This window comes from Streptomyces sp. NPDC047880 (assembly GCF_040706515.1).
Lineage (GTDB): Bacteria > Actinomycetota > Actinomycetes > Streptomycetales > Streptomycetaceae > Streptomyces.
In genome coordinates, this window is the sequence record NZ_JBEZOK010000016.1 from 67721 (window position 1) to 90581 (window position 22861).

Annotated in this window: 23 protein-coding genes; 10 read left to right on the plus strand and 13 right to left on the minus strand. The window is 70.9% G+C overall.

Features of this window, described 5'->3' with window-relative positions; all coding sequences use genetic code 11:
* The first annotated feature begins 73 nt into the window (after positions 1–73).
* Positions 74–778: a uridine kinase gene (locus tag AB0937_RS23475; protein ID WP_366714144.1), complete on the plus strand. Its 705-nt coding sequence runs from the start codon at positions 74–76 to the stop codon at positions 776–778.
* Between the two features lie 177 nt (positions 779–955).
* Here the strand turns inward: AB0937_RS23475 and AB0937_RS23480 are convergent, their stop codons facing one another.
* The gene (locus AB0937_RS23480) at positions 956–1714 is read right to left on the minus strand and encodes a SigE family RNA polymerase sigma factor (RefSeq protein WP_366714145.1); all 759 of its coding nucleotides are present in this window, start codon (positions 1712–1714) and stop codon (positions 956–958) included.
* Between the two features lie 238 nt (positions 1715–1952).
* Between AB0937_RS23480 and afsQ1 the strand changes: the two genes are divergently transcribed.
* The 5 genes from afsQ1 to AB0937_RS23505 all read left to right on the plus strand — a co-directional run bounded on the left by afsQ1 (position 1953) and on the right by AB0937_RS23505 (position 6040).
* A complete protein-coding gene (gene afsQ1, locus AB0937_RS23485; protein ID WP_053675520.1) occupies positions 1953–2630 on the plus strand; it encodes a two-component system response regulator AfsQ1 in 678 nt (225 codons plus the stop codon).
* Positions 2627–4231: a HAMP domain-containing sensor histidine kinase gene (locus tag AB0937_RS23490; RefSeq protein WP_366714146.1), complete on the plus strand. Its 1605-nt coding sequence runs from the start codon at positions 2627–2629 to the stop codon at positions 4229–4231. The genes afsQ1 and AB0937_RS23490 overlap by 4 nt, the downstream gene beginning before the upstream one ends.
* Positions 4228–4848, plus strand: coding sequence for a hypothetical protein (locus tag AB0937_RS23495; protein WP_366714147.1), 621 nt, complete (start codon positions 4228–4230; stop codon positions 4846–4848). The genes AB0937_RS23490 and AB0937_RS23495 overlap by 4 nt, the downstream gene beginning before the upstream one ends.
* 332 nt (positions 4849–5180) lie before the next feature.
* Positions 5181–5765, plus strand: a complete 585-nt coding sequence (locus AB0937_RS23500; protein WP_366714148.1) for a VanZ family protein — start codon at positions 5181–5183, stop codon at positions 5763–5765.
* A 62-nt stretch (positions 5766–5827) separates the two neighbouring features.
* Positions 5828–6040, plus strand: a complete 213-nt coding sequence (locus AB0937_RS23505) for a PspC domain-containing protein (protein WP_366714149.1) — start codon at positions 5828–5830, stop codon at positions 6038–6040.
* An 80-nt stretch (positions 6041–6120) separates the two neighbouring features.
* Here AB0937_RS23505 and AB0937_RS23510 read toward each other — a convergent pair whose 3' ends face one another.
* Both AB0937_RS23510 and AB0937_RS23515 read right to left on the minus strand, forming a co-directional pair.
* Positions 6121–6513 carry an ATP-binding protein gene (locus AB0937_RS23510; RefSeq protein WP_366714150.1) on the minus strand — a complete coding sequence of 131 codons (393 nt, stop codon included), beginning with the start codon at positions 6511–6513 and terminating at the stop codon, positions 6121–6123.
* 140 nt (positions 6514–6653) lie between these two features.
* Positions 6654–7811 carry an adenosine deaminase gene (locus AB0937_RS23515; RefSeq protein WP_366714151.1) on the minus strand — a complete coding sequence of 386 codons (1158 nt, stop codon included), beginning with the start codon at positions 7809–7811 and terminating at the stop codon, positions 6654–6656.
* A gap of 123 nt (positions 7812–7934) precedes the next feature.
* Between AB0937_RS23515 and AB0937_RS23520 the strand changes: the two genes are divergently transcribed.
* Positions 7935–8696: an alpha/beta hydrolase gene (locus AB0937_RS23520; protein ID WP_366714152.1), complete on the plus strand. Its 762-nt coding sequence runs from the start codon at positions 7935–7937 to the stop codon at positions 8694–8696.
* A gap of 73 nt (positions 8697–8769) precedes the next feature.
* Here AB0937_RS23520 and AB0937_RS23525 read toward each other — a convergent pair whose 3' ends face one another.
* On the minus strand, positions 8770–9732 hold the full coding sequence (locus AB0937_RS23525; protein WP_366714153.1) for a LysR family transcriptional regulator: 963 nt from the start codon (positions 9730–9732) through the stop codon (positions 8770–8772).
* A 63-nt stretch (positions 9733–9795) separates the two neighbouring features.
* Here AB0937_RS23525 and AB0937_RS23530 point away from each other — a divergent pair, with 63 nt between their 5' ends.
* Positions 9796–11067, plus strand: coding sequence for an MFS transporter (locus tag AB0937_RS23530; RefSeq protein ID WP_366714154.1), 1272 nt, complete (start codon positions 9796–9798; stop codon positions 11065–11067).
* A 331-nt stretch (positions 11068–11398) separates the two neighbouring features.
* A complete protein-coding gene (locus tag AB0937_RS23535; protein ID WP_366714155.1) occupies positions 11399–12415 on the plus strand; it encodes a sigma-70 family RNA polymerase sigma factor in 1017 nt (338 codons plus the stop codon).
* On the opposite strand, the gene AB0937_RS23540 is transcribed toward AB0937_RS23535, so the two are convergent.
* Complete coding sequence (locus AB0937_RS23540) at positions 12299–12691, minus strand: STAS domain-containing protein (RefSeq protein WP_366714156.1); 393 nt, start codon at positions 12689–12691, stop codon at positions 12299–12301. The genes AB0937_RS23535 and AB0937_RS23540 overlap by 117 nt on opposite strands.
* 157 nt (positions 12692–12848) lie before the next feature.
* Here AB0937_RS23540 and AB0937_RS23545 point away from each other — a divergent pair, with 157 nt between their 5' ends.
* Positions 12849–13769 (plus strand): AEC family transporter, encoded by a 921-nt coding sequence (locus AB0937_RS23545; protein ID WP_366714157.1) that lies wholly within the window; start codon positions 12849–12851, stop codon positions 13767–13769.
* 1 nt (position 13770) lies between these two features.
* On the opposite strand, the gene AB0937_RS23550 is transcribed toward AB0937_RS23545, so the two are convergent.
* From AB0937_RS23550 to AB0937_RS23585, 8 genes are all read right to left on the minus strand, one after another.
* Positions 13771–14238, minus strand: coding sequence for a Uma2 family endonuclease (locus tag AB0937_RS23550; protein ID WP_366714158.1), 468 nt, complete (start codon positions 14236–14238; stop codon positions 13771–13773).
* Between the two features lie 59 nt (positions 14239–14297).
* Positions 14298–15581 carry a thymidine phosphorylase gene (locus AB0937_RS23555; RefSeq protein WP_366714159.1) on the minus strand — a complete coding sequence of 428 codons (1284 nt, stop codon included), beginning with the start codon at positions 15579–15581 and terminating at the stop codon, positions 14298–14300.
* 85 nt (positions 15582–15666) lie between these two features.
* Complete coding sequence (locus AB0937_RS23560; protein WP_366714160.1) at positions 15667–16071, minus strand: cytidine deaminase; 405 nt, start codon at positions 16069–16071, stop codon at positions 15667–15669.
* Complete coding sequence (locus AB0937_RS23565; RefSeq protein WP_366714161.1) at positions 16068–17333, minus strand: ABC transporter permease; 1266 nt, start codon at positions 17331–17333, stop codon at positions 16068–16070. Before AB0937_RS23565 ends, AB0937_RS23560 begins: the two co-directional genes overlap by 4 nt.
* A complete protein-coding gene (locus AB0937_RS23570) occupies positions 17330–18448 on the minus strand; it encodes an ABC transporter permease (RefSeq protein ID WP_366714162.1) in 1119 nt (372 codons plus the stop codon). The genes AB0937_RS23565 and AB0937_RS23570 overlap by 4 nt, the downstream gene beginning before the upstream one ends.
* Positions 18448–20019, minus strand: a complete 1572-nt coding sequence (locus AB0937_RS23575; RefSeq protein WP_366714163.1) for an ABC transporter ATP-binding protein — start codon at positions 20017–20019, stop codon at positions 18448–18450. The genes AB0937_RS23570 and AB0937_RS23575 overlap by 1 nt, the downstream gene beginning before the upstream one ends.
* Positions 20020–20229: 210 nt before the next feature.
* Positions 20230–21279, minus strand: a complete 1050-nt coding sequence (locus AB0937_RS23580; RefSeq protein ID WP_366714164.1) for a BMP family ABC transporter substrate-binding protein — start codon at positions 21277–21279, stop codon at positions 20230–20232.
* Positions 21280–21563: 284 nt separating this feature from the next.
* Positions 21564–22607 carry a BMP family ABC transporter substrate-binding protein gene (locus AB0937_RS23585; protein WP_366714165.1) on the minus strand — a complete coding sequence of 348 codons (1044 nt, stop codon included), beginning with the start codon at positions 22605–22607 and terminating at the stop codon, positions 21564–21566.
* Positions 22608–22861: the final 254 nt, after the last annotated feature.

Genomic DNA, 22861 nt, shown 5'->3' on the forward strand with positions numbered 1-22861 from the left:
GTGTCCTGACGGGCCATGGGCGCCACCCGTCGATGCACTGGGTAACCGGATGGGAACTGAGGGTGGTTGAGGTGTGATGCGCGCATCAAAGCCGACCCGCGGGGTCGTACGGCCCCCATCGGATGCCTCACACTGGTGTCCCGTGAGTTCTCCTCTGCCCATACCGACGCGAGTCGTGCTGCTCTGCGGCCCTTCCGGCTCCGGCAAGTCCCTCCTCGCGGCCCGCTCCGGCCTTCCGGTGCTGCGGCTCGACGACTTCTACAAGGAGGGTGACGACCCGACTCTGCCCCTGGTGGCGGGGAGCTCCGACATCGACTGGGACCACCCGAACTCGTGGGACGCGGACACCGCCGTCGCCGCGATCGCCAGTCTGTGCCGCACGGGCCGTACGGAAGTCCCCGTCTACGACATCTCGCTCAGCGCCCGAACGGGTGGGGAGACGGTCGACATCGGACGGACCCCGCTGTTCATCGCGGAGGGCATCTTCGCCGCGGAGATCGTCACGCGCTGCCGCGAACTCGGCGTCCTCGCCGACGCGCTGTGTCTGAGCCGGGGCCCGGTGAAGACGTTCCGCCGCCGCTTCATGCGGGACCTCAAGGAGGGCCGCAAGTCGGTGCCGTTCCTGCTGCGCCGCGGCTGGCGCCTGATGCGGCAGGAGCGCACGATCGTCGCCCGTCAGACGGCGCTGGGCGCGTACGCCTGCGACCGCGACGAGGCGATGGGGCGCCTGGCGGCAGCGGCGGCCGGCCGGTGCGAGAGCCTGCGCACGGCGGCCTGACCGGTCAGAGGCACCTCAAGGCACAAAGAAAGCGGGACTGGACGGACCCCCCGGCCCTCCAGTCCCGCTTCCGTACTCCCCCGTTGTCCTCCCCCGAGTCCCCACTCTCCCGCGATGACGCCCCCCAGCGTCCACGCGGTTCCCCCGTGGGCCCCCTTGTGGTGCTCCCCCCGGCCTTCAGGCGACGAGCTCGCCGAAGGCGTCCTCCTCGTCACGGCCGAAGCTGAGGACCTCGTCCTCGCGCAGCCGGCGGAGCGACCGCCAGATGCTGGACTTCACCGTGCCGACACTGATGTCGAGGATCTCCGCGATCTCCGGGTCCGTGCGGCCCTCGTAGTAGCGCAGGACCAGCATGGTGCGCTGGAGTTCGGGCAGCCGGGCCAGCGCCTGCCACAGGACCGCGCGCAGCTCGGTGCCGCGCATCGCGTCCGTGTCGCCGGGCGTCTCCGGCAGTTCCTCGGTCGGGTACTCGTTGAGCTTGCGGCGCCGCCAGGCGCTGATGTGCAGGTTGGTCATGGTGCGGCGGAGGTATCCGCCGACCGCGGCCTTGTCGCTGATCCGGTCCCACGCCCGGTAGGTCGAGAACAGCGCGCTCTGCAGCAGGTCCTCGGCCTCGAAGCGGTCGCCGGTCAGGTGGTAGGCGGTTGCGTACAGGGAGGCACGGCGCTCCTGGACGTAGGCGGTGAACTCCGCCTCCGTCAGCGAGCGGCGCTCCCCCGAGCCCTCCCCGTACGCGGCTCCCCCGTGAGCCGCCCCCGTCCCCTTGTTCTCCCCCGTGTGTGCGTCGACCACCGTCATGAACCCGGTGTGCTGACGCCCGGTGCCGCGAGCGCACCCGCGCCCTCCCCCAACGGCTCCGGACTTCTCGGAACCCCGGTGCACGTCGTGCAGACGCGTGACAACTGCGCTGGTGCTGATGCCGTGCAGCGTGTTCATCTCGCGCCCCCCGTCGTGGACTTCCGATGTGCGGCCCGCCGGTTGGGCGGGCTTCCTTCCCTGTGCCGAAAAGCTTGCCGCGGCACTTTCATGGCCGTGTCCGCCGACTGTCACAGACCTGTCACAGGGGTCGGCCACGGGTCGTCCACAGGTCGTCCACACACGTCGGCGGTACCGGCCGGCACCGACTGTGCCCCACCGGTCGAACCCCGGCCCCTCCATGGGCCAGAATGAGCGCGTGCCTTCCCTGTTGCTGATCGAGGACGACGACGCCATCCGGACGGCCCTGGAGCTCTCACTGACGCGCCAGGGCCACCGCGTGGCGACCGCTGCCAGCGGTGAGGACGGTCTGAAGCTGCTCCGCGAGCAGCGGCCGGATCTGATCGTGCTGGACGTGATGCTGCCCGGCATCGACGGGTTCGAGGTGTGCCGGCGCATCCGGCGCACGGACCAGTTGCCGATCATCCTGCTGACCGCGCGCAGCGACGACATCGACGTGGTGGTCGGGCTGGAGTCCGGCGCCGACGACTATGTCGTCAAACCGGTGCAGGGGCGGGTGCTCGACGCCCGGATCCGGGCCGTGCTGCGGCGCGGCGAGCGGGAGTCGAACGACGCGGCGAGCTTCGGCAGCCTCGTCATCGACCGCTCGGCGATGACCGTGACGAAGAACGGCGAGGACCTCCAGCTCACGCCGACCGAGCTGCGGCTGCTGCTGGAGCTGAGCCGGCGGCCGGGCCAGGCGCTGTCCCGGCAGCAGCTGCTGCGGCTGGTGTGGGAGCACGACTACCTGGGCGACTCGCGTCTCGTGGACGCGTGTGTCCAGCGGCTGCGTGCCAAGGTCGAGGACGTGCCGTCGTCCCCGACGCTGATCCGTACCGTGCGGGGTGTCGGCTACCGGCTGGACGCGCCTCAGTGACACAGGCGCACCAAGGGGGGGCCCGCGGCTGGACCGGGGCGCGCAAGGGAGTTCTGTCGGGGCTGCGCTTCACCAGCCTGCGGCTGCGGCTGGTCGTCGTGTTCGGTCTGGTGGCCCTGACGGCCGCCGTGTCCGCGTCCGCCATCGCGTACTGGCTCAACCGCGAGGCCGTGCTCACCCGCACCCAGGACGCCGTGCTGCGCGACTTCGAGCAGGAGATGCAGAACCGGGCGGGCGCGCTGCCCGAGCGTCCGGCTCAGGACGAGCTGCAGCACACCGCGGGCCAGATGGCCGGCAGCGACCAGCGTTTCAGCGTGCTGCTGGTCGGCCGCGACGCCGAGGGCAGGACCGTCTACGGCAGCTCCGGCGGGCTGAACGGCTTCTCGCTGCGTGACGTGCCGAAGTCGCTGCGCACGGCGGTGAACAGGACGCAGCAGGTCGACGAGGCCAACAAGTACCCCCACCACCTGTACTGGCAGCGGATAGTCGATCACGACACCCCGTACCTGGTGGCCGGGACGCGGGTCATCGGCGGCGGCCCGACCGGTTACATGCTCAAGTCGCTGGAGCCGGAGGCCAAGGACCTCAACTCGCTGGCCTGGTCGCTGGGCATCGCCACGGGGCTGGCGCTGATCGGCTCGGCGCTGCTGGCGCAGGCCGCGGCGACGACCGTGCTGAAGCCGGTGCAGCGGCTCGGGACGGCCGCGCGGCGGCTCGGCGAGGGCAAGCTGGACACCCGGCTCAGGGTGTCCGGGACCGATGAACTCGCCGATCTGTCCCGGACGTTCAACAACGCGGCGGAGGCGCTGGAGAAGCGGGTCGCCGAGATGGCCGCGCGGGACGAGGCGTCCCGGCGGTTCGTGGCGGACATGAGCCATGAGCTGCGGACGCCGCTCACCGCGATCACCGCCGTGACGGAGGTGCTGGAGGAGGAGCTGGAGGCGGAGACCGGGAGCATGGACCCGATGATCGAGCCCGCCGTCCGGCTGGTCGTCAGCGAGACGCGGCGGCTGAACGACCTGGTGGAGAACCTGATGGAGGTCACCCGCTTCGACGCGGGCACCGCCCGGCTGGTCCTGGACGACGTCGACCTCGCCGACCAGATCACCGCCTGCATCGACGCCCGCGCCTGGCTGGACGCGGTCGAGCTGGACGCCGAGCGCGGCCTGCACGCCCGCCTGGATCCGCGTCGCCTGGACGTCATCCTGGCCAACCTCATCGGCAACGCTCTCAAGCACGGCGGCTCCCCGGTGCGGGTGTCCGTGCGGGAGGCGGACGACTCGATCGTCATCGAGGTGCAGGACCACGGTCCCGGCATCCCGGAGGACGTCCTGCCGCACGTGTTCGACCGCTTCTACAAGGCCAGCGCCTCACGGCCGCGGTCCGAGGGCAGCGGCCTGGGACTGTCCATCGCGCTGGAGAACGCCCACATCCACGGCGGCGAGATCACCGCCGCGAACTCGCCCGACTCGGGCGCGGTGTTCACCCTGCGGCTCCCGCGCGGCACGTCGCCCGCGGAGGAGCAGCCAGCCGAGGACGAACTGAAGCCCGGGAGCGGTGGCGACCGGCCCCGGGACGAGGACGCGAAGGGGGACGCATGAGGACCGCGCGTGGGGCGGCCGTGTCCCGGCTGCTCGCCGTTCCGGCGCTCGCCGTGCTGCTGGCCGGCTGCGGGATCCGGGCCACGGAGGTGCCGACGAACTTCGGGCCGGCGCCCTCGCGGGTGCAGTGCTCCCTCTCCGAGCCGGACGTCTCCGCCCAGGCCGCCCGGGGGCTGCCGGTGCAGGTGTTCCTGCTGTGCGGGTCCTCGCTGGTGACGGTCGACCGGACCGTGCGGGTCCCGGACGGCGCGGCCGACTCCGAGCGGCGCATGCTCGTCGCGCAGGGCCTGCTGGACCAGCTCGCCGCACCGCCGTCGACCGCCGAGAAGGAAGCCGGCTACGGCACGGACGTCCGCGGCGGCATCACGGTCGGCGGGCCGCGCCCCGGCGACCCGGACGACACACTGCGGCTGAGCACGGCTCCGGCCGGGCTCACCTCGTACGCCCTCGCGCAGATCGTCTGCACCTTCTCCGACTCGGCGGCGGCCGAGGGCGACGGCTCGGTGGTGCTGGGCGGCCCCGGCGCCGAGAGCCCGCGCCGCTACGAGTGCACCGACGAGGTGCGGGCCCGGCCGGGCAGCACGGAGCCACCGTCGAAGGACGTGGCCGGGGAGTGACCCGCCTGGGGCTGGGCCGCATGCCCGTGGCCGGGGACTGACCCGTCCGGGGCTGTGGCGCATGCCCACGGCCGGGGACTGACCCGTCCGGGGCGGCGGCGCATGCCCACGGCCGGGGAGTGACCCGCCAGGGGCGGCGGCGCATGCCCACGGCCGGGGACTGACCCGCCAGGGGCGGCGGCGCATGCCCACGGCCGGGGACTGACCCGCCAGGGGCGGCGGCGCATGCCCACGGCCGGGGACTGACCCGCCCGGGGCTGTGGCGCATGCCTCACGGGGCCGACGGTGCCCATCGCGGAACCGAAGTCGCCGCAAGCGGCGTCTTGGGGGGCGTGCAGCGTCAAGGCTCCATCGGCGGCAGCGCCGCGTCCCGCATCCGTGTGACAGGAGGTGTCCTCCTCGTCGCACACCTGGCGTTCGTCGCCTGGCTCACGCTGCGGCCGCTGGAGGTGCCCTGGGTGATGCCGGCAAATCTCAGGCCGTTCGCGGGTATCCGGGCCGATCTGGCCCTGGGCTGGCCCGAGGCGGCCCGCCGGATCGGAGAGGGGCTGGCCCTGCTCGCGCCGCTGGGTGTGCTGCTGCCGCTGGCCGGCGGCAGACTGGACGTCTCACCGCTGGCGTCCCTGCTGCGTACCGTCGCGGCCGGTGCCCTGCTCTCCTGGGGCATCGAACTGCTGCAGACCGGCGTACCCGGTCAGGTCGTCGACGTGGACTCGCTCTTCCTCAACACCACGGGGGTCGCCCTCGCGCATCTCGCGCTGGTCCCGGCGGGCCGCTCCTGGCTGCGCCGCCGCACCACCGCCCGGCTGCCGCGCACGCCCCTGCTCCCGGAGGAGCCGGCTCAGGGTCGGACCCCGACGATTCCCAGGGTCGGGATCGCCCCGTGGAGTGACGCTTTGCCCCCTTCGTCTCCGTAGCGTGGAGTGCAGATGGGGTACTCGGTCGAGAGGCCTCACACATCCTCACGAAGGAGTCGCACATGTCCCGCCTCGCCCGCCCCACCCACGGCCGCATGATCGGCGGAGTGTGCGCCGCACTGGCTCGGCGCTTCGGCACCTCGGCCACGACGATGCGGGTGATCTTCCTGGTCTCGTGTCTGCTGCCCGGCCCACAGTTCCTGCTGTACATCGCGCTGTGGATCCTGCTGCCCGCGGAGGACAAGACGCACGGCAAGGCGCAGACGGCCTGGTAACGCCCGTACGCGAGAACTCCGATGGGGCGCACCCTGTGCGGGTGCGCCCCATCGGCTTGCGTGTCCGCGCGGACGGGAGGTCAGCCGACCGGCACGCCGTTGACCGGCAGGCCCTGCGTGGACAGACCCTGCGTGGGCAGACCCTGCGTGGGCAGACCCTGCGTGGGCAGACCCTGCACCGGGAGCCCGCCCAGCAGCTTGGCGTCCGGGCCCGTCGGACCGCCTGCGAGGATCTGCTCGGCGGCCGGCTGGGCGGCGGCGTGACCGGCACCGACCGCCGCCTGCCCCTGGCCCAGCGCCTCACCCGAGCCCGGCACCGTCTGGGAGAGCTGCTCCGCCGGGAGCGCGGTGGTGACGGTCTCCAGCGTCTGGGCGGTGGCCGGGAGGGCGGCGTTGGCGGCGCCCGCACCGGATACGGCGAAGGCGGCACCGAGAGCGGCGACACCGAGGGACTTGGCAGCAGACTGCTTCATGAAATGCGTCCTCGTAACGGGATGACGGAGTGGCTGAGCGGTCAAGCGACCGTAAACACCCCGCACCACCCGCCGCAAACATCGAAATGCGGACGGATTGTGAACACGGCCGGCGCACCCGTGTGCCGAATACCCCTGATTCAGTCGCCCGAAGGGACAGAACCGCTGGTGGAGGCGGTTTGACGGAACAGCCATTCGGATTTCAACTCGGCATATCCGGGCTTGATGACGTCATTGATCATGGCCAGTCGTTCATCGAAAGGAATGAACGCTGATTTCATCGCATTGACAGAGAACCACTGCATGTCGTCGAGCGTGTATCCGAATGCCTCGACGAGGTGCTCGAATTCCCGGCTCATGCTGGTGTGCGACATAAGACGATTGTCCGTATTTACGGTGGCGCGGAAATGCAGCCGTCGCAGCAGCCCGATCGGGTGCTCGGCGTACGAGGCGGCCGCTCCGGTCTGGAGGTTGGAGCTCGGGCACAGCTCCAGCGGGATGCGCTTGTCCCGGACGTAGGAGGCGAGCCGCCCGAGTTCGACGCGGCCGTCCTCGTGGACCTGGATGTCGTCGATGATCCGCACGCCGTGACCGAGCCGGTCGGCGCCGCACCACTGGAGGGCCTGCCAGATGGAGGGCAGCCCGAAGGCCTCCCCGGCGTGGATGGTGAAGTGGTTGTTCTCGCGCTTGAGGTACTCGAAGGCGTCGAGGTGCCGGGTGGGCGGGTAGCCGGCCTCGGCGCCCGCGATGTCGAAGCCGACGACGCCCAGGTCCCGGTACCGGTTGGCGAGTTCGGCGATCTCCAGGGCGCGGGCCGCGTGCCGCATGGCGGTGAGCAGCGCGCCCACGCGGATGCGCTGACCGTTCTCCCGTGCCCGCCGCTCGCCTTCCCTGAAGCCCTCGTTGACGGCCTCGACGACCTCTTCGAGGCCGAGGCCGCCCTCCAGGTGCTGCTCGGGGGCGTAGCGCACCTCGGCGTAGACGACCCCGTCCGCGGCCAGGTCCTCGGCGCACTCGGCGGCGACCCGGACCAGGGCCTCACGGGTCTGCATGACGCCGACGGTGTGGGAGAAGGTCTCCAAGTACCGTTCCAGGGAGCCGGAGTCGGCGGCCTCGCGGAACCAGACGCCGAGCTTCTCGGGGTCGGTGTCGGGGAGCTGGGTGTAGCCGTTCTCGCGGGCGAGTTCGACGATCGTGCCGGGGCGCAGACCGCCGTCGAGGTGGTCGTGCAGCAGAACCTTGGGCGCCCGGCGGATCTGGTCCGGTGTCGGGGTGTTCGCAATGGTCTGGCTCGTCATTTCCGCACTCTAACTCCTACGCGCGTAGATGGCGCGTTGCCGGATGCCGTGCGTTTTCGTCGATACGCAACGGTGACCCCGGCGACGGGTTGTGTACACCCGCGCTTCTGACACTGTTCTGTCATGGCACACCAAGCGACGCCGGTTCGCAGGGCACGGCTGGGCAGGACACTCGGTCCGGAACCGACGGCGGCGGTGAGCGGCGTGGTGCTGCTGCTCCCCGGCGGCGACGAGGTCTCGAGCCGCAGACCGTCCCCCCTGCTGGCGACCGCCTCGGTGCGCGCCGTCGGGCGCCGTCTGGCCCGCGCCGGCCGGGGCGAGGGCCTCGCCACACACGTGGTGCACTACCGCTGCCGCGGCTGGAACGGCGGCGAGGCCAATCTCGCGCAGGACGCGACCTGGGCGGCCGACGAGGTCGTACGGCGGTACGGGGACGTCCCGGTCTGTCTGGCCGGTCTCGGGATGGGGGGCCGGGCAGCGCTGCGGGCGGGCGGTCACGACGCCGTCAACTCCGTGCTGGCGCTCGCCCCTTGGCTCCCGGAGGAGGACGTCACGGCGCCACCCGAACCGGTGAAGCAGTTGGTCGGGCGCCAGGTGCTGATCGTGCACGGCACGAACGACGGGCGGACGGATCCGGAGCTGTCGTTCCGGCTGGCGGCGCGGGCGAAGAAGGCGAACCGGGACGTGTGCCGGTTCGAAGTGCACGCCGACGGGCACGGGTTGCATCAGTACCGGGACGAAGTGCTGGCGCTGGCCGAGGACTTCGTGATGGGGGCGTTGTTCGGGCGGCCGGTTTCGCGGCCGGTGCGGGACGCGTTCGCCGCGCCGCCGCCGTTGGGGTTGCGGATGCCGCTCGCTGCGGGGTTCAGCCCTTCGAGGCGGTAGCGCCATGTGAGGTGCTCATGGTCCTCGAGGTGCGGGTCGGTGGTGGGCCGCTCGCGCGGTTCCCCGCGACCCTTCAGGTGGGCAGCAGGCTGCCCCTTCTCGAGAGAAGGAACTTCTTGAAGGCCGCCACCGGCGGCGTGTCCGGGTGGCCCTCCAGCCAGGCCACACCGATCTCTCTGACGGCGCGCGGGGCCGTCACCGTCAGTTCGACGACTCCCGGGCGGGGGACGGCCGGTGGGGGCAGGAGGGCCACGCCGAGGCCCGCCGCCACCAGGCCCCTCAGCGTTTCCGCCTCCTCCCCCTCGAAGGCGATGCGGGGTTTGAAGCCGGCCTCCTTGCAGAGGTCGTCGGTGATGCGGCGCAGGCCGTAGCCGGGTTCCAGGGTGACGAAGGTTTCGTCGGCCGCCTCGGCGAGGCGGATGCGGCGGCGCCCCGCGAGGGAGTGGTCGGCGGGCACGACCAGGCGCAGCTTCTGCTCGTCCAGGCGGCGGGCCACCAGGTCGGGGGCGTCCGGCACCGGGGACGTCAGGCACAGGTCGAGTTCGCCGGCGCGGAGGCGTTCCAGCATGGCCTCGCCGTAGTTCTGGACGAGGCTGAAGCGGACGCGCGGGTGGTCGGCGCGGAAGGCGTGCAGGAGGCCCGGGACGGTCTCGGCGCCCATGGTGTGCAGGAAGCCGAAGGCGACCTTGCCGGTGGTGGGGTCGGCGTCGGCGCGCACCTCCTCGGCGGCGCGCTCGACCTCGGCCAGGGCGCGATCGACGGAGGCGAGGAAGGTGCGGCCGGCCGGGGTGAGGGAGACCGTGCGGCCGTGCCGGGCGAACAGGTCGACGCCCAGGTCCTGCTCCAGGCGGGCCATGGAGCGGGAGAGGGTCGACTGGGGGACGTTCATCTCCTGGGCGGCGCGCGTGACGTGCTCGGTGCGGGCGACGCCCGCGAAGTACGCGAGGCGCGGAGCCAGCAGCTTGGACATCTCCGCCATGTCTTCTGTGTCACTACTCGGTGACAGGCGGGGCTGTGAGCTCGGTTGATGCGCCATGGGAACGATTATGACCGTTCCATGCATTGGACGGATGAGTGGGGCCGTCCGTAGGTTCGAGGCATGTCTCCCGCCAGTACCGGGGCGTCCACCGTCGTGGGCGCCGATGCCTCTGTTCCCACTGCCGACTCACGTGTGTCCCCGGGCGGCCCCGGCTACCGCCGGATGAGCTTCGCCCTCTTCCTCGCGGGTGTCGCGACCTTCGCGCTGCTGTACTCCACCCAGGCCCTGCTCCCGCTGATCTCCGGCGAGTTCGGGGTGGCGGCGAGCGACGCGAGCTGGACGGTGGCCGCCGCGACGGGCGGGCTGGCGCTGTTCGTGCTGCCGATGAGCGCCCTGTCGGAGCGCTTCGGACGGCGTGCGGTCATGACCGCGTCGCTCGCCGTGGCCGTCACGCTCGGGCTGCTGGTGCCCCTCGCCCCCTCCCTCGGTGTGCTGATCGCGCTGCGGGCGCTGCAGGGCGCCGCCCTGGCCGGACTGCCGGCGTCGGCGACCGCGTACCTCGCGGAGGAGGTCAGCCCCAAGGCGCTGGTCACCGCGATCGGCCTGTTCGTCGCGGGCAACAGCGTGGGCGGGATGAGCGGCCGGGTCATCACCGGCTGGGTCGCGCAGGAGTGGGGCTGGCGGGTCGCCGTCGGGGTCATCGGCGTGATCGCGGTGGCGTGCGCGGTGGCCTTCCGGGCACTGCTCCCCGCCCCGAAGCACTTCAAGGCCGGTTCGCTGCGGCCGGGCGTCCTGGCCCGGACGGTCCGTGACCACCTGTCCAACCCGCTGCTGTGCCGGCTGTACGCGATCGGCGCGCTGTTCATGACGGTGTTCGGCGGCGTGTACACGGTCATCGGCTACCGGCTGACCGAGGCCCCGTTCTCGCTGCCGCAGGGCATCATCGGCTCGATCTTCCTGGTGTACCTGGTGGGCACCGTGTCGGCGTCGACCGCGGGCCGCCTGGTCGGCCGGCTGGGCCGCCGGGGCGCGCTGTACGCGGGCGGCGGTACGACGGCGGCGGGCCTGCTGCTGTCCCTGGCGGGCTCCCTCCCACTGGTCCTGCTGGGCCTGGTCCTGATCACGGCCGGGTTCTTCGCGGGTCACGCGGTCGCCTCCTCGGCGGTCAGCAAGACGGCCGCGCACGGCCGCGCCCAGGCCTCGGCGCTGTACCAGTCGGCGTACTACATCGGCTCCAGCGCGGGAAGCACCGTCGGCGCGATCGCCTTCCACGCGGGCGGCTGGGCCGGGACGGTCGGGGTCGGACTGCTGGCGGTCCTGGGCGTCGTGACGATCACCGTCTTCGGAACCAGGGCGGCCCGGCTGCAGCGCCGCCACCTGGCCGCCGCCTGAGCGCCGGCGAGGATCCCCCGGCCGGGGCGGTCGTCAGGGGGTGCGGTTTCCGTCCGCGCCGGCTGATCACCGGACCCGGGCCGGGGGCTTTCTCATGCAGTGACGACGGGACCGACGGTCGCTGCCGCGGGTGTCGGGGAGCACCGGCATCCGGCCATGCGGGTCGAGGAGTTCCCGTGAAGGCCTGCGGGACGGTCGCGGGCTTTCCGGGCCACACGCCCCGACCTGCTCTTTCGTTCGCTCGGGGGGCCGTTGTCAGTGGGCTGCGGTAGCTTCCGAAGTGCTGGGGCGCGACGGCGCGTGAACAGAACGTCCACAGGGGTGGGTGGAGATGGCGAACGGCACGGCGACACCGACGGACCTGGACACCAGGCTGGAGGCGCACCGCACGGAGCTGACGGGGTACTGCTACCGGATGCTCGGCTCCTCCTTCGAGGCCGAGGACGCGGTGCAGGACACGATGGTCCGCGCCTGGCGCAGCTACGACAAGTTCGAGGGCCGTTCCAGTCTGCGCTCCTGGCTCTACCGGATCGCGACCAACGTGTGCCTGGACATGCTGAACGCGGGCAACAAGCGCGCCCGGCCCATGGATCTGACCGAGTCCACCCCGCTCGCCCAGGCCGCCCTCTCCCCCCGACCGGACAACACCTGGCTGGAGCCCATGCCGGATGCCCGTGTGCTGCCCACGACCGGCGACCCGGCCGAGGCGGCGGTCGCCAAGGAGTCCGTGCGGCTCGCCTTCATGGCCGCTCTGCAGAAGCTCCCGGCCAAGCAGCGCGCCGTGCTGATCCTGCGCGAGGTCCTGGCCTGGAAGGCCAGTGAGGTCGCCGAGCTGCTGGACACCTCGGTGGCGTCGGTGAACAGCGCTCTCCAGCGGGCCCGCGCCACCCTGGCCGAGCGGCAGGAGCCGGGCGCCGACGCGGCCGTCTCCGACCCGCTGGACGAGGACCAGAAGAAGCTGCTGGACCGCTATGTGGCGGCCTTCGAGGGCTACGACATGACGGCGCTGACGGCCCTGCTGCACGAGGACGCGGTCATGACGATGCCGCCGTTCGACCTGTGGCTGACCGGTACGCGGGACATCACCGGCTTCATGACCACCCTCGGCGCGCCCTGCGCCGGCTCCCGGCTGGTGCCCGTCCAGGTCAACGGCCTGCCGGGGTTCGCCCAGTACAAGCCGGACCCGGAGCGCGGCGGCTTCATGCCGTGGGCGGTCCAGGTGCTGGAGATCTCAGACGGCCGGATCACCGGGTTCCACTGCTTCCTCGACACCCAGCGCTGGTTCCCGCTCTTCGACCTCCCCCTCCACCTCGAAGCGGAGACCGACCAGGTCGAGCAGGGCGCGTAGAGCCGGGTCGGGGTCGCGCAGCCGGATCCGTCCCCCGGCGCGCCGGGCGGCCAGCTGGAGTTTCGCCAGCAGGTCGACGGCGGCCAGGCCCGGCGGTCCCAGTCCCCATCCCCCGACGTCGCACACCACGACCCGGGCACCGCTGCCGTGCAGCAGTGCCCGCACATCGTCGCCGAGCCCCCTCACCTCGTCCCGGGTGGCGGGGCCGGCCAGTACGAGCACGGGGGGTGTCATGGCGTCCACGATCGGTAGACCGGGCGGGCGGCTGTAACTCATCGCGTTGTTCCGTCCTCCCGGGGCGCGGTCACGGCCGGTCGGCGCCGTGAGGATCACATTGACCCGGGCGGCGCCTTCCCCAGAGGGTTGGGTGTATGCCCCAACCATCCGCTCCCACCGCGCTGCCCGATGCCTTCCTCACCGGTGAGGAGGCAATGTGCAGGGGGTGTTGAGCGGGTTCGCGGTCATCGCCGTCGTCATAGGTGTCGGCTATCTGATCGGGCGCCGGGGGTATCTGGGGGACGGAGGCCGCGAGGTTCTCACCAAGCTCGCCTTCCACGTGGCCTCCCCGGCGCTGCTCTTCACGACGCTCGCGCAGGCCGACCTGTCGGTGATCTTCTCCGACCGGCTGCTGGTCACGGCGATGAGCACGGCAGCGGCGGCGGGTGTCTTCATGGCGGTGGGCGCGGCCCGCGGGTGGGGCGTGGGCCGGACCACGATCGGCGCGCTGTGCTCCAGCTACGTCAACTCCGGGAACCTGGGCATTCCGATCGCCGTGTACGTGCTGGGCGACGCCTCACTGGTCGCGCCGGTGCTGCTGTTCCAGCTGGTCGGTGTGACGCCGGTGGCGCTGACGGTCCTGGACCTGGCGAGCGGCGGGGACAAGCGGCCCCTGTGGCAGCGGTTGCTCACCCCGCTGCGCAATCCGATAGCGCTGGGCTCCCTGGCCGGGGTGGCGGTCTCGGCGGCGGGCCTCGCGGTGCCGGGCCCCCTCATGGATCCCCTCACCCTGATCGGCAACATGTCGGTCCCGGCGGTCCTGCTGGCGTTCGGCATCTCGCTGCGCGGCAGCACCCTCCCCCTGCGCGGCGCGGAACGGGCCCCTGTGCTCCTCGCGGTGGCTCTCAAGTCTGTCGCCCAGCCCCTGGCCGCCTGGGCCTTCGCAACGGGCCTCTTCGGCCTCCACGGGGCCTCCCTGCTCGACGTGGTGGTGACGTCGGCGCTCCCGGCGGCGCAGAACCTCTTCACGTACGCGAGCAGCTATCGCGTCGGCGAGGTGCTGGCGAGGGAGGCGATCCTGCTGTCGACGGTGCTGTCGGTACCGGTGCTGGTGGTGGTGGCGGCAGTGCTGGGGTGACTCAGTTCTCGGCGAACTCGCCGGTGTCGAGTGCGAGGCCGAAGGGCTCGGGCAGCGCGACATGTTCTCCGAACTTGCCCGCGTCGAGAACCCGGTAGACATCCCGTTGCGGTTCGTCGTGGAGCGTGATGGTAGGGCCGCCGGGGGCCCAGCCGTCGATGAGCAGATACAGCGGGACACCCGCCTGGGCGTAGCCTGCTGCCTTCTTGATCCGGTCGTGCGCCGCGTTCGGCTTGGACGTGATCTCGACGATGAGTTCGGCGGCAGCTGCCGGGATGAAGTTGCCACCCTCGTCACGCAGCACCTGCCTGGGGGCCACCGCGAGATCAGGAATGTAGAGCCCGTCGCGGGACGGGACCGCCGTACCCAGAGTCTGGTAGATGCCCCAGTGCCTCGGGATGACCTCGTACAGGGCTCGCTGAACCAGTTCAGCGATGCCGTTGTGGGCGTTGGACGGCGATCCCAGCATGCCGAACGGGACCGGCGGGGGTCCACCGGTCCCGTTCACCCAAAAGGGAAACCGCCTGGTCAGGCGATACGTTCCAGCACCACCGGCGAGGCCGTGAAGTCCGTCCCGGGCGCTGCGAGGTCGTAGGAGCCCTCGATCGACTGGAGGGCGTAGTCGAAGCGCTCGGGGGTGTCCGTGTGGAGGGTCAGCAGGGGCTGGCCCTCGGTGACCGTGTCGCCCGGCTTGGCGTGCAGCTCGACGCCCGCGCCCGCCTGCACCGGGTCCTCCTTGCGGGCACGGCCCGCGCCGAGACGCCAGGCCGCGACGCCGATGTCGTAGGCGTCGAGACGGGTCAGCACGCCCGAGGCCGGGGCCTTGATCACGTGCTGCTCGCGGGCCACCGGAAGCGTCGCGTCCGGGTCGCCGCCCTGGGCCGCGATCATGCGCCGCCAGACGTCCATCGCCGAGCCGTCGGCCAGGGCCTTCGCCGGGTCGGCGTCCTTGATGCCGGCCGCTTCCAGCATTTCGCGGGCCAGGGCCACCGTCAGCTCGACCACGTCCGCGGGGCCGCCGCCGGCCAGGACCTCGACCGACTCGCGGACCTCCAGGGCGTTGCCGGCCGTCAGACCCAGCGGGGTGGACATGTCCGTCAGCAGTGCGACCGTCTTCACGCCGTGGTCCGTGCCGAGGCCGACCATGGTGGAGGCCAGTTCGCGGGCGTCCTCGATGGTCTTCATGAAGGCCCCGGTGCCGACCTTCACGTCCAGCACGAGCGAACCGGTGCCCTCGGCGATCTTCTTGGACATGATCGACGACGCGATCAGCGGGATAGCCTCGACCGTGCCGGTGACGTCCCGCAGGGCGTAGAGCTTCTTGTCGGCGGGGGCCAGGCCGTCGCCGGCCGCGCAGATGACGGCGCCGGTGGTGTCGAGGACGTTCAGCATCTCCTCGTTGGACAGCAGCGCGCGCCAGCCGGGGATGGACTCCAGCTTGTCGAGGGTGCCGCCGGTGTGGCCGAGGCCGCGGCCGGACAGCTGCGGGACGGCCGCGCCACAGGCAGCCACCAGGGGCGCCAGGGGCAATGTGATCTTGTCGCCGACACCGCCCGTGGAGTGCTTGTCGGCGGTCGGGCGGGAAAGGGACGAGAAGTCCATGCGCTCGCCGGAGGCGATCATCGCGGCCGTCCAGCGGGCGATCTCGCGGCGGTTCATGCCGTTCAGCAGGATCGCCATGGCGAGAGCGGACATCTGCTCGTCGGCGACCTCCCCGCGGGTGTACGCGTCGATGACCCAGTCGATCTGTGCGTCGCTGAGCTCACCGCGGTCCCGCTTGGTGCGGATGACGGAGATGACGTCCATGGCCATGGCTTGGCTTCCTTCCGAGGTTTCCAGAAGCCGTACGGCCCCCCTGAGCCGGTCGCGTGAGCAACTCAGAGGGGCCGCACGGTGGTTACTTGCTGAGGTGCTCCGGGCCGAAGGCCTGGGGCAGCATCTCCGAGAGCGGCAGGATCCCCGCCGGGGTCTCCAGCAGGAGCTCCGGGCCGCCGAACTCGTGGAGCAGCTGGCGGCAGCGGCCGCACGGGACGAGCGTGTCGCCGTTGCGGTCGACGCAGGTGAAGTGCGTCAGCCGCCCGCCGCCGGTGCTGTGCAGCTCCGACACCAGACCGCACTCGGCGCACAGTCCGAGCCCGTACGAGGCGTTCTCGACGTTGCATCCGGAGATGATCCGGCCGTCGTCGACCCGGGCCGCCACGCCGACCGGGTAGCCGGAGTAGGGGGCGTACGCCCGGGACATGGCGTCCCGGGCCACCGCGCGCAGTTGCTCCCAGTCGACGGCGGGACCGGCGTCGGTCACTTGCCCTGCCCCTTCCGGTAGGGCAGCCCGTCGGCCTTCGGCATCCTCAGCCGCTGGGCGGACATGGCGAGGACGACGAGGGTGATGACGTACGGCGTGGCGGAGACGACCTGGTTCGGGACCTCGTCGGTGGTGGCGTACCAGGCGAACACCAGGGCGGCGACGACCGCGGTGATCATCGACGGGGCGTACTTCTTGCGGACGACCAGCCAGACGGCGCCGATGATCAGCAGGAGCGCGCCGAGCAGCAGCAGGGCGTGCACGTTGGCGGAGCCGCCGCGCAGGTTGAGGCTGTCGGTGTAGCCGAACAGGCCGGCGCCGAGGGCGAGGCCGCCCGGCATCCAGTTGCCGAAGATCATCGCCGCGAGGCCGATGAAGCCGCGGCCGCTGACCTGGCCCTCCAGGTAGAAGGGGTTGGCCACGATGGACAGGAAGACACCGCCGAGGCCGGCCAGACCGCCGGAGATGACGACGGCGATGTACTTGTACTTGTAGACGTTGACGCCGAGGGACTCGGCGGCCACCGGGTTCTCACCGCAGGAGCGCAGCCGCAGGCCGAAGGCGGTGCGCCACAGGATCCACCAGGTGGCGGGGATCAGCGCGATGGCGATCAGGGTCAGCCAGGACACGTTGGTGACCAGGCCGCCGAGCAGCCCGGCGATGTCGGAGACGAAGAACCAGCCCTGGTTGTTCAGGTCGCGCAGCGCGTCGGACAGCCCCGGCACCGTGAAGTGGCCGAGGGTGTCGACCGCCGGGGACTGCTTGGCGGAGCCGCCCGTGTGGCCCTCGAAGGCGAGGGGCGCGAGGTAGCGGGTGGCGCCGAGGGCGAGGATGTTGATGGCCACACCGGAGACGATGTGGTTGACGTTGAAGGTGACGGTCACGAAGGCGTGCAGCAGACCGCCGATCGCGCCGCCGAGGATGCCGACCAGGACACCGGTCCACGGGCCCCACTGGAAGCCGGCCCAGGCGCCGAACCAGGTGCCGAGGATCATCATGCCCTCGAGGCCGATGTTGACCACGCCCGCGCGCTCGGCCCACAGACCGCCCAGACCCGCGAGGCCGATCGGCACGGCGAGCTGGAGCGCGGTGGACATCTGGCTGACGTTGGTGATGCCGTCGGCGCCCGTGATGAGGCGGACGATCGAGGTGAGCGCCAGGCCTCCGGCGATGACGAGCAGCAGGACGGGCCACGACAGGCGGCGGCCGGTCGGCGCCGCGGGCTGCAGCGTGGGCTGGTTGACGTCGGTCGCGGTGGTCATCGGCCAGCCACCTCCTTCGTGTTCTGAGCGCCGAGGACGTGTCCGGCGGCGAGTTCGGCGCCGACGCGACGCTGCTGGCGGCGCAGACCCCATTCGCGGACGGCCTCGTAGGAGACGACGACCGAGAGCACGATCAGGCCCTGCATGATGACCGCGATCTCCTTGTCGTAGCCGTGGAAGTCCAGCTCGGGCGAGGCCTTGTCGAGCCAGGCCCACAGCAGGGCGGCGAAGGCGATGCCGACCGGGCTGTTGCGGCCGAGCAGGGCGATGCCGATGCCGAGGAATCCGATGCCGGTGGGGAAGTTGAGGCTGTAGGTGTGGGTGTCGCCGAGCAGGATCGGCAGGCCGGCCAGGCCCGCGATCGCGCCGGAGATCAGCATGGCGGTCAGCACCATGCGCTTGGGGTCGACACCACTGGCCGCGGCGGCGCTCGTCGAGGCGCCGGAGGCGCGCAGGTCGAAGCCGAAGCGGGTGCGGTTGAGGACGATCCAGTAGCCGATGCCGAGCAGCACGGCCAGCAGGACCAGGCCGTAGATCTCACCGGCGTCGCCCAGGCTGATCCCGGGGATCCAGCCGGACTCGTACATCTCGCCGGTGGTGTTGTTGTTGCCGACCTTGACGCCGAAGACGTTCGGCAGCCACAGGTAGGCGATCACGGAGGTGGCGATCGCGTTGAGCATGATCGTGGCGACGACCTCGCTGACCCCGCGGGTGACCTTGAGGACACCCGCGATGCCGGCCCAGAAGGCACCGGTGAGGACGGCCGTCAGGAGCAGCAGCGGGACCTGCAGGGCGGACGGCAGGTTCACGTGGGCGCCGACGACGGCGGCCATCATGGCGCCGAGCTGGTACTGGCCGTCGACGCCGATGTTGAACAGGTTCATCCGGAAGCCGATGGCCACCGCGAGGGCCGCGATGTAGTACATCGAGGCCTGGTTGATGATCAGGACCTGGATGTCGGAGAAGCTCAGCTGCTCGAACATCAGGGCGAACGGCTCGAAGGGGCTCTTGCCCGAGGCGAGCAGCACGATCGCGCTCAGCACGAAGGCCACGGCCAGCGCGATGACCGGTCCGGCCACCGCGAGGAGCAGGCGCTCCTTGTCGAACTTCTTCATCAGCGGGCCTCGTCTTCCGGAGACTCGGGGGCGTCGGCCTTCGAGACCTCGGGGGTGTCGTCGTGCGCGAGGTGCCCGGTGACGGCACCGGTCATGGCCGAGCCGAGCTCCTCGGGGGTGATGGTGGCCGGGTCGGCGTCCGCGACCAGCTTGCCGTTGTAGATCACGCGAAGCGTGTCGGACAGGCCGATCAGCTCGTCCAGGTCGGCGGAGATCAGCAGCACGGCCAGACCCTCGCGGCGCGCCTCGCGGATGTGGTCCCAGATGGCGGCCTGGGCGCCGACGTCCACGCCCCGGGTGGGGTGCGCGGCGATGAGGAAGCGCGGCTTGTGGCTCATCTCGCGGCCGACGATCAGCTTCTGCTGGTTGCCGCCCGACAGGGAGGCGGCGGTGACGTCGATGCCGGGGGTGCGGACGTCGTACTCCGTCACGATCCGGCGGGTGTCCTCCTGGGCCGCCTTCGGGTCCAGCCAGATGCCCTTGGCGAGGGGCTTCTCGGTGACGTGGCCGAGGATGCGGTTCTCCCAGAGGGGCGCCTCCAGGAGGAGACCGTGACGGTGCCGGTCCTCGGGGATGTAGCCGATGCCCTGCTCGCGGCGCCTGCGGGTGGGCCAGGCGGTGATCTCCTCGTCGGCGAGCCGGATGGTGCCGCTGTCGGCGGACCGCAGGCCGATGAGGGCGTCGACCAGTTCGGTCTGGCCGTTGCCCTCGACGCCGGCGATGCCGAGGACCTCGCCCGCGTGGATGGTGAAGGTGATGTCGTCGAGGAGCGCCTTGCCGCCGGGGGCCGCCAGGCGCAGCTTCTCGACGCCGATGACCGGGCGGTCGGTGACCGTGGACTCGGCCGTCTCGGGCGTCGGCAGTTCGCTGCCGACCATCATCTCGGCGAGCTGACGGGGCGTCGTCTCGGCGGGGACGGCGGTGCCGACGGTGGTGCCCCGGCGGATGACGGTGATCTCGTCGGCGACGGAGAGGACCTCGCCGAGCTTGTGCGAGATGAAGATGACCGACAGGCCCTCGGCCTTCAGTTCGCGCAGGTTCGCGAAGAGGGCGTCGACCTCCTGCGGGACGAGGACCGCGGTCGGCTCGTCGAGGATGAGGGTGGTGGCGCCGCGGTAGAGGACCTTGAGGATCTCCACGCGCTGGCGGGCGGCGACGCCGAGCTCCTCGACGAGGAGGTCGGGCTTGACGCCGAGGCCGTAGCGCTCGGAGAGCTCCTTGATCTTGCGGCGGGCCTTGGCGCCGATGCCGTAGAGCTTCTCGCTGCCGAGCACCACGTTCTCGAGGACCGTGAGGTTGTCGGCGAGCATGAAGTGCTGGTGGACCATGCCGATGCCGCGGGCGATGGCGTCGGCCGGCGACGAGAAGCTGACCTGCTCGCCGTCGACGGCGATGGTGCCCTCGTCCGGCTTCTGCATGCCGTAGAGGATCTTCATCAGCGTCGACTTGCCGGCGCCGTTCTCGCCGACGAGGGCGTGCACGGTGCCCTTGCGGACGCTCAGGTGGATGTCGTGGTTGGCCACGACTCCGGGGAAACGCTTGGTGATCCCGGCGAGTTCGACGGCGGTCACCGATTCGTTGACCGCCGCTCCGGCCGGAGGGCTGCTGGACGCGTTGATGGCGCACTCTCCTGGGGACGGGGGCCGTCTACGCGCGTAGCGCCCCTACGGCATACAAAGGGGCCGACGCCCCGCGGCAACGGGGTACGGGGAGCAGCTCCCCGTACCCCGTCGAGCGGACGTAACCCCGGGGGTTACCGCCTGCTTCGAGGCAGTCGCTCGTCAGCTGCTCTTGACCTTGATCTCGCCGCTGATGATCTTCTCCTTGGCCGTCTTGATGGCTGCCTGGAGCTCGGCGTCGTCCGCGAACTTCGGGTTGGAGTTCGACAGGCTCACCTCGCCGGTCTTCAGATCGCCACGAACGATACCGGTCTCGGGCTTGCCGTCCTCGACCGACTTCGCCAGGTTGTACACCGCCTTGGCGACGTCCTTCATCGCCGAGGTCAGGATGGAGTCCTTGTACTTGGCAAGGGCCTCCTGCTGGTACTGGTCGGAGTCCACACCGATGGCCCACACCTTCTCGGCGGCGGCGGCCTCGATGACGCCCTGACCGGACAGACCGGCGGCCGCGTAGACGACGTCGGCCTTCTTCTCGATCTGACCCTCGGCAGCCGTCTTGCCCTTGTCGGGGCTGGCGAAACCGCCCTCCTCGGCCGTCTGAGTGAGGTACTGCGAGAGCACCTTGACCTTCGGGTCGGTGTCCTTGACGCCCTGCGCGAAGCCCGCCTGGAACTTGTGGATCAGCGGGATGTCCACACCGCCGACGAAGCCGACGACCTTGCTCTTGCTGGTCTTGGCGGCGGCTACACCGGCCAGGTAGGAGGCCTGCTCCTCGTTGAAGACCAGGTCGGCCACGTTCTTGGTGTTGATCGTGGCGTCGTCGACGATGCCGAACGTGGTGTCCGGGAACTTCTCCGCGGCACCCTTGACGGCCGCGGCGTACGCGTAGCCGACACCGATGACCGGGTTGTGACCCTGCTTGGCCAGGGAGACCAGGCGCTGCTCCTTGTCGGCGTCCGTCTCGCCCTCGGTGGGCTCCACGTCGGCCGTCTGGTACCCGAACTCCTTCTTCGCCTGCTCCAGGCCCGCGAAGGCGGCGTCGTTGAAGGACTGGTCGCCCTTGCCGCCGACGTCGTAGGCGATGGCGAGGCCCTTGTCGCCCTTCGAGTCCGACGACCCGGCGGAGGTCGAGGTACCGCCGCAGGCGGAGAGCGCGAGGGCCAGGGAGGCGGTCGCTGCGCCTGCGACCGTGATCCGGGAAATCCGGCGCATGTGTGGGTGCTCCTGTCGTACAACCGAGGTGCACAGCGCCGGACGGTTCAGCTTCAGCGCTGGCTTCGCCGCAGATTAACGCGCGTAGACCTGCCTGAAAACCCCTTCTGTCCACCTTGTTATGCGCCCGTGGCCAAGCCATCACCGGTCCTTGGCCGGGTCGTTGCCGACCGCAAACGGGGTGTGGCGCTGGGTGATCCGGTTCCCGGAGGGGGCCGGGAAACGCGGAGCGGGCGGACACCCCAGGGGGTGTCCGCCCGCTCCGGCCGGTCAGACCGCTCGGATCACTCGGTGTTGACCTTGATCTTGCCGTCGATGATCTCCTGCTTGGCCTTGTTCACCGCGTCCTCGAGACCCGCGACCTTCGCGTACTCCGGGTTGGACTCGGACAGGCCCACGCCGTTGACCTTCAGGTCGAACGTCTGGGTGCCCGTCAGCGGCTTGTCGTCGTGGACCGACTTGGACAGGGTGTAGACCGCGCCGCCGACGTCCTTGAGCGCGGAGGTGAGGATGTAGTTCTTGTACGGCGCCAGGGCGGCCTGCTTGTACTGGTCGGAGTCGACGCCGATCGCCCAGACCTTCGCCTTGGCGGCGGCCTCGATGACGCCCTGACCGGACAGACCGGCGGCCGCGTAGAGCACGTCGGCCTTCTTCTCGATCTGGCCCTCCGCGGCGGCCTTGCCCTTGTCGGGGCTGGAGAAGCCGCCCTCCTCGGCCGTCTGCGTCAGGTACTGGGACAGGACCTTCACCTTGGGGTTGGTGTCCTGCACGCCCTGCTTGTAGCCGGCTTCGAACTTGTGGATCAGCGGCACGTCGACACCGCCGACGAAGCCGACGACGTCGGTCTTCGTGGCCTTGGCGGCGGCGACACCGGCGAGGTACGAGGCCTGCTCCTCGGCGAACACGAGGGAGGCGACGTTCTTGCCCTCGACGACCGAGTCCACGATGCCGAAGGTGGTCTTCGGGTACTTGGCGGCAACGGCCTTCATCGCGGGGCCGTAGGCGAACCCGACGCCGATGACCGGGTTGTAGCCCTGCTTGGCCAGCGACGCCAGGCGCTGCTCCTTGTCGGCGTCCGTCTCGCCCTCGGTGGGCTCGATGTCGGCCGTCTTGTAGCCGAACTCGTCCTTGGCCTTCGTCAGGCCGGCGTACGCGGCGTCGTTGAAGGACTGGTCGCCCTTGCCACCGACGTCGTACGCGATGGCGAGGCCCTTGTCGTTGCTGTCGCTGTCGCCGCTGTCACTGCTGGTGCCGCCGCAGGCCGTGGCGACGAGCCCGAGCGACGCGACCCCCACCGCGACACGGGTCAGTTTGGAAATCCGACGCATCTGAAGTTCCCCATTCTCCAAAGCCCCGCGATGGGTGCTCGGTTCGGCGCACATTAACGCGCGTAGACACTCCTGGGAACGGTTCGCCGCAGGGCCGTTATCCATTCGTGCCGATGGCCGGTTACGCCCTTGTGAACCACGGGAGCGAACGGGGTCGAAAGGTGTAGTCGGGAACACGGCGCGTGCCTACCTCGTACCGCGCACCAGGCTGCCGTGCGGCTGCGCCGCTCGCAACCGGAGGCTGCGCCGGGGTG

What these genes read in the sequence shown, in the direction of transcription:
- AB0937_RS23585 (WP_366714165.1), bottom strand. Translation starts at nt 22,607, where the DNA reads ATGCGTCGGATTTCCAAACTGACCCGTGTCGCGGTGGGGGTCGCGTCG.
- AB0937_RS23530 (WP_366714154.1), top strand. Translation starts at nt 9,796, where the DNA reads ATGTCTCCCGCCAGTACCGGGGCGTCCACCGTCGTGGGCGCCGATGCC.
- AB0937_RS23480 (WP_366714145.1), bottom strand. Translation starts at nt 1,714, where the DNA reads ATGAACACGCTGCACGGCATCAGCACCAGCGCAGTTGTCACGCGTCTG.
- AB0937_RS23520 (WP_366714152.1), top strand. Translation starts at nt 7,935, where the DNA reads ATGGCACACCAAGCGACGCCGGTTCGCAGGGCACGGCTGGGCAGGACA.
- AB0937_RS23565 (WP_366714161.1), bottom strand. Translation starts at nt 17,333, where the DNA reads ATGACCACCGCGACCGACGTCAACCAGCCCACGCTGCAGCCCGCGGCG.
- AB0937_RS23495 (WP_366714147.1), top strand. Translation starts at nt 4,228, where the DNA reads ATGAGGACCGCGCGTGGGGCGGCCGTGTCCCGGCTGCTCGCCGTTCCG.
- AB0937_RS23535 (WP_366714155.1), top strand. Translation starts at nt 11,399, where the DNA reads ATGGCGAACGGCACGGCGACACCGACGGACCTGGACACCAGGCTGGAG.
- AB0937_RS23525 (WP_366714153.1), bottom strand. Translation starts at nt 9,732, where the DNA reads ATGGCGCATCAACCGAGCTCACAGCCCCGCCTGTCACCGAGTAGTGAC.
- AB0937_RS23555 (WP_366714159.1), bottom strand. Translation starts at nt 15,581, where the DNA reads ATGGCCATGGACGTCATCTCCGTCATCCGCACCAAGCGGGACCGCGGT.
- AB0937_RS23515 (WP_366714151.1), bottom strand. Translation starts at nt 7,811, where the DNA reads ATGACGAGCCAGACCATTGCGAACACCCCGACACCGGACCAGATCCGC.
- AB0937_RS23510 (WP_366714150.1), bottom strand. Translation starts at nt 6,513, where the DNA reads ATGAAGCAGTCTGCTGCCAAGTCCCTCGGTGTCGCCGCTCTCGGTGCC.
- AB0937_RS23570 (WP_366714162.1), bottom strand. Translation starts at nt 18,448, where the DNA reads ATGAAGAAGTTCGACAAGGAGCGCCTGCTCCTCGCGGTGGCCGGACCG.
- AB0937_RS23540 (WP_366714156.1), bottom strand. Translation starts at nt 12,691, where the DNA reads ATGAGTTACAGCCGCCCGCCCGGTCTACCGATCGTGGACGCCATGACA.
- AB0937_RS23580 (WP_366714164.1), bottom strand. Translation starts at nt 21,279, where the DNA reads ATGCGCCGGATTTCCCGGATCACGGTCGCAGGCGCAGCGACCGCCTCC.
- AB0937_RS23550 (WP_366714158.1), bottom strand. Translation starts at nt 14,238, where the DNA reads ATGCTGGGATCGCCGTCCAACGCCCACAACGGCATCGCTGAACTGGTT.
- AB0937_RS23505 (WP_366714149.1), top strand. Translation starts at nt 5,828, where the DNA reads ATGTCCCGCCTCGCCCGCCCCACCCACGGCCGCATGATCGGCGGAGTG.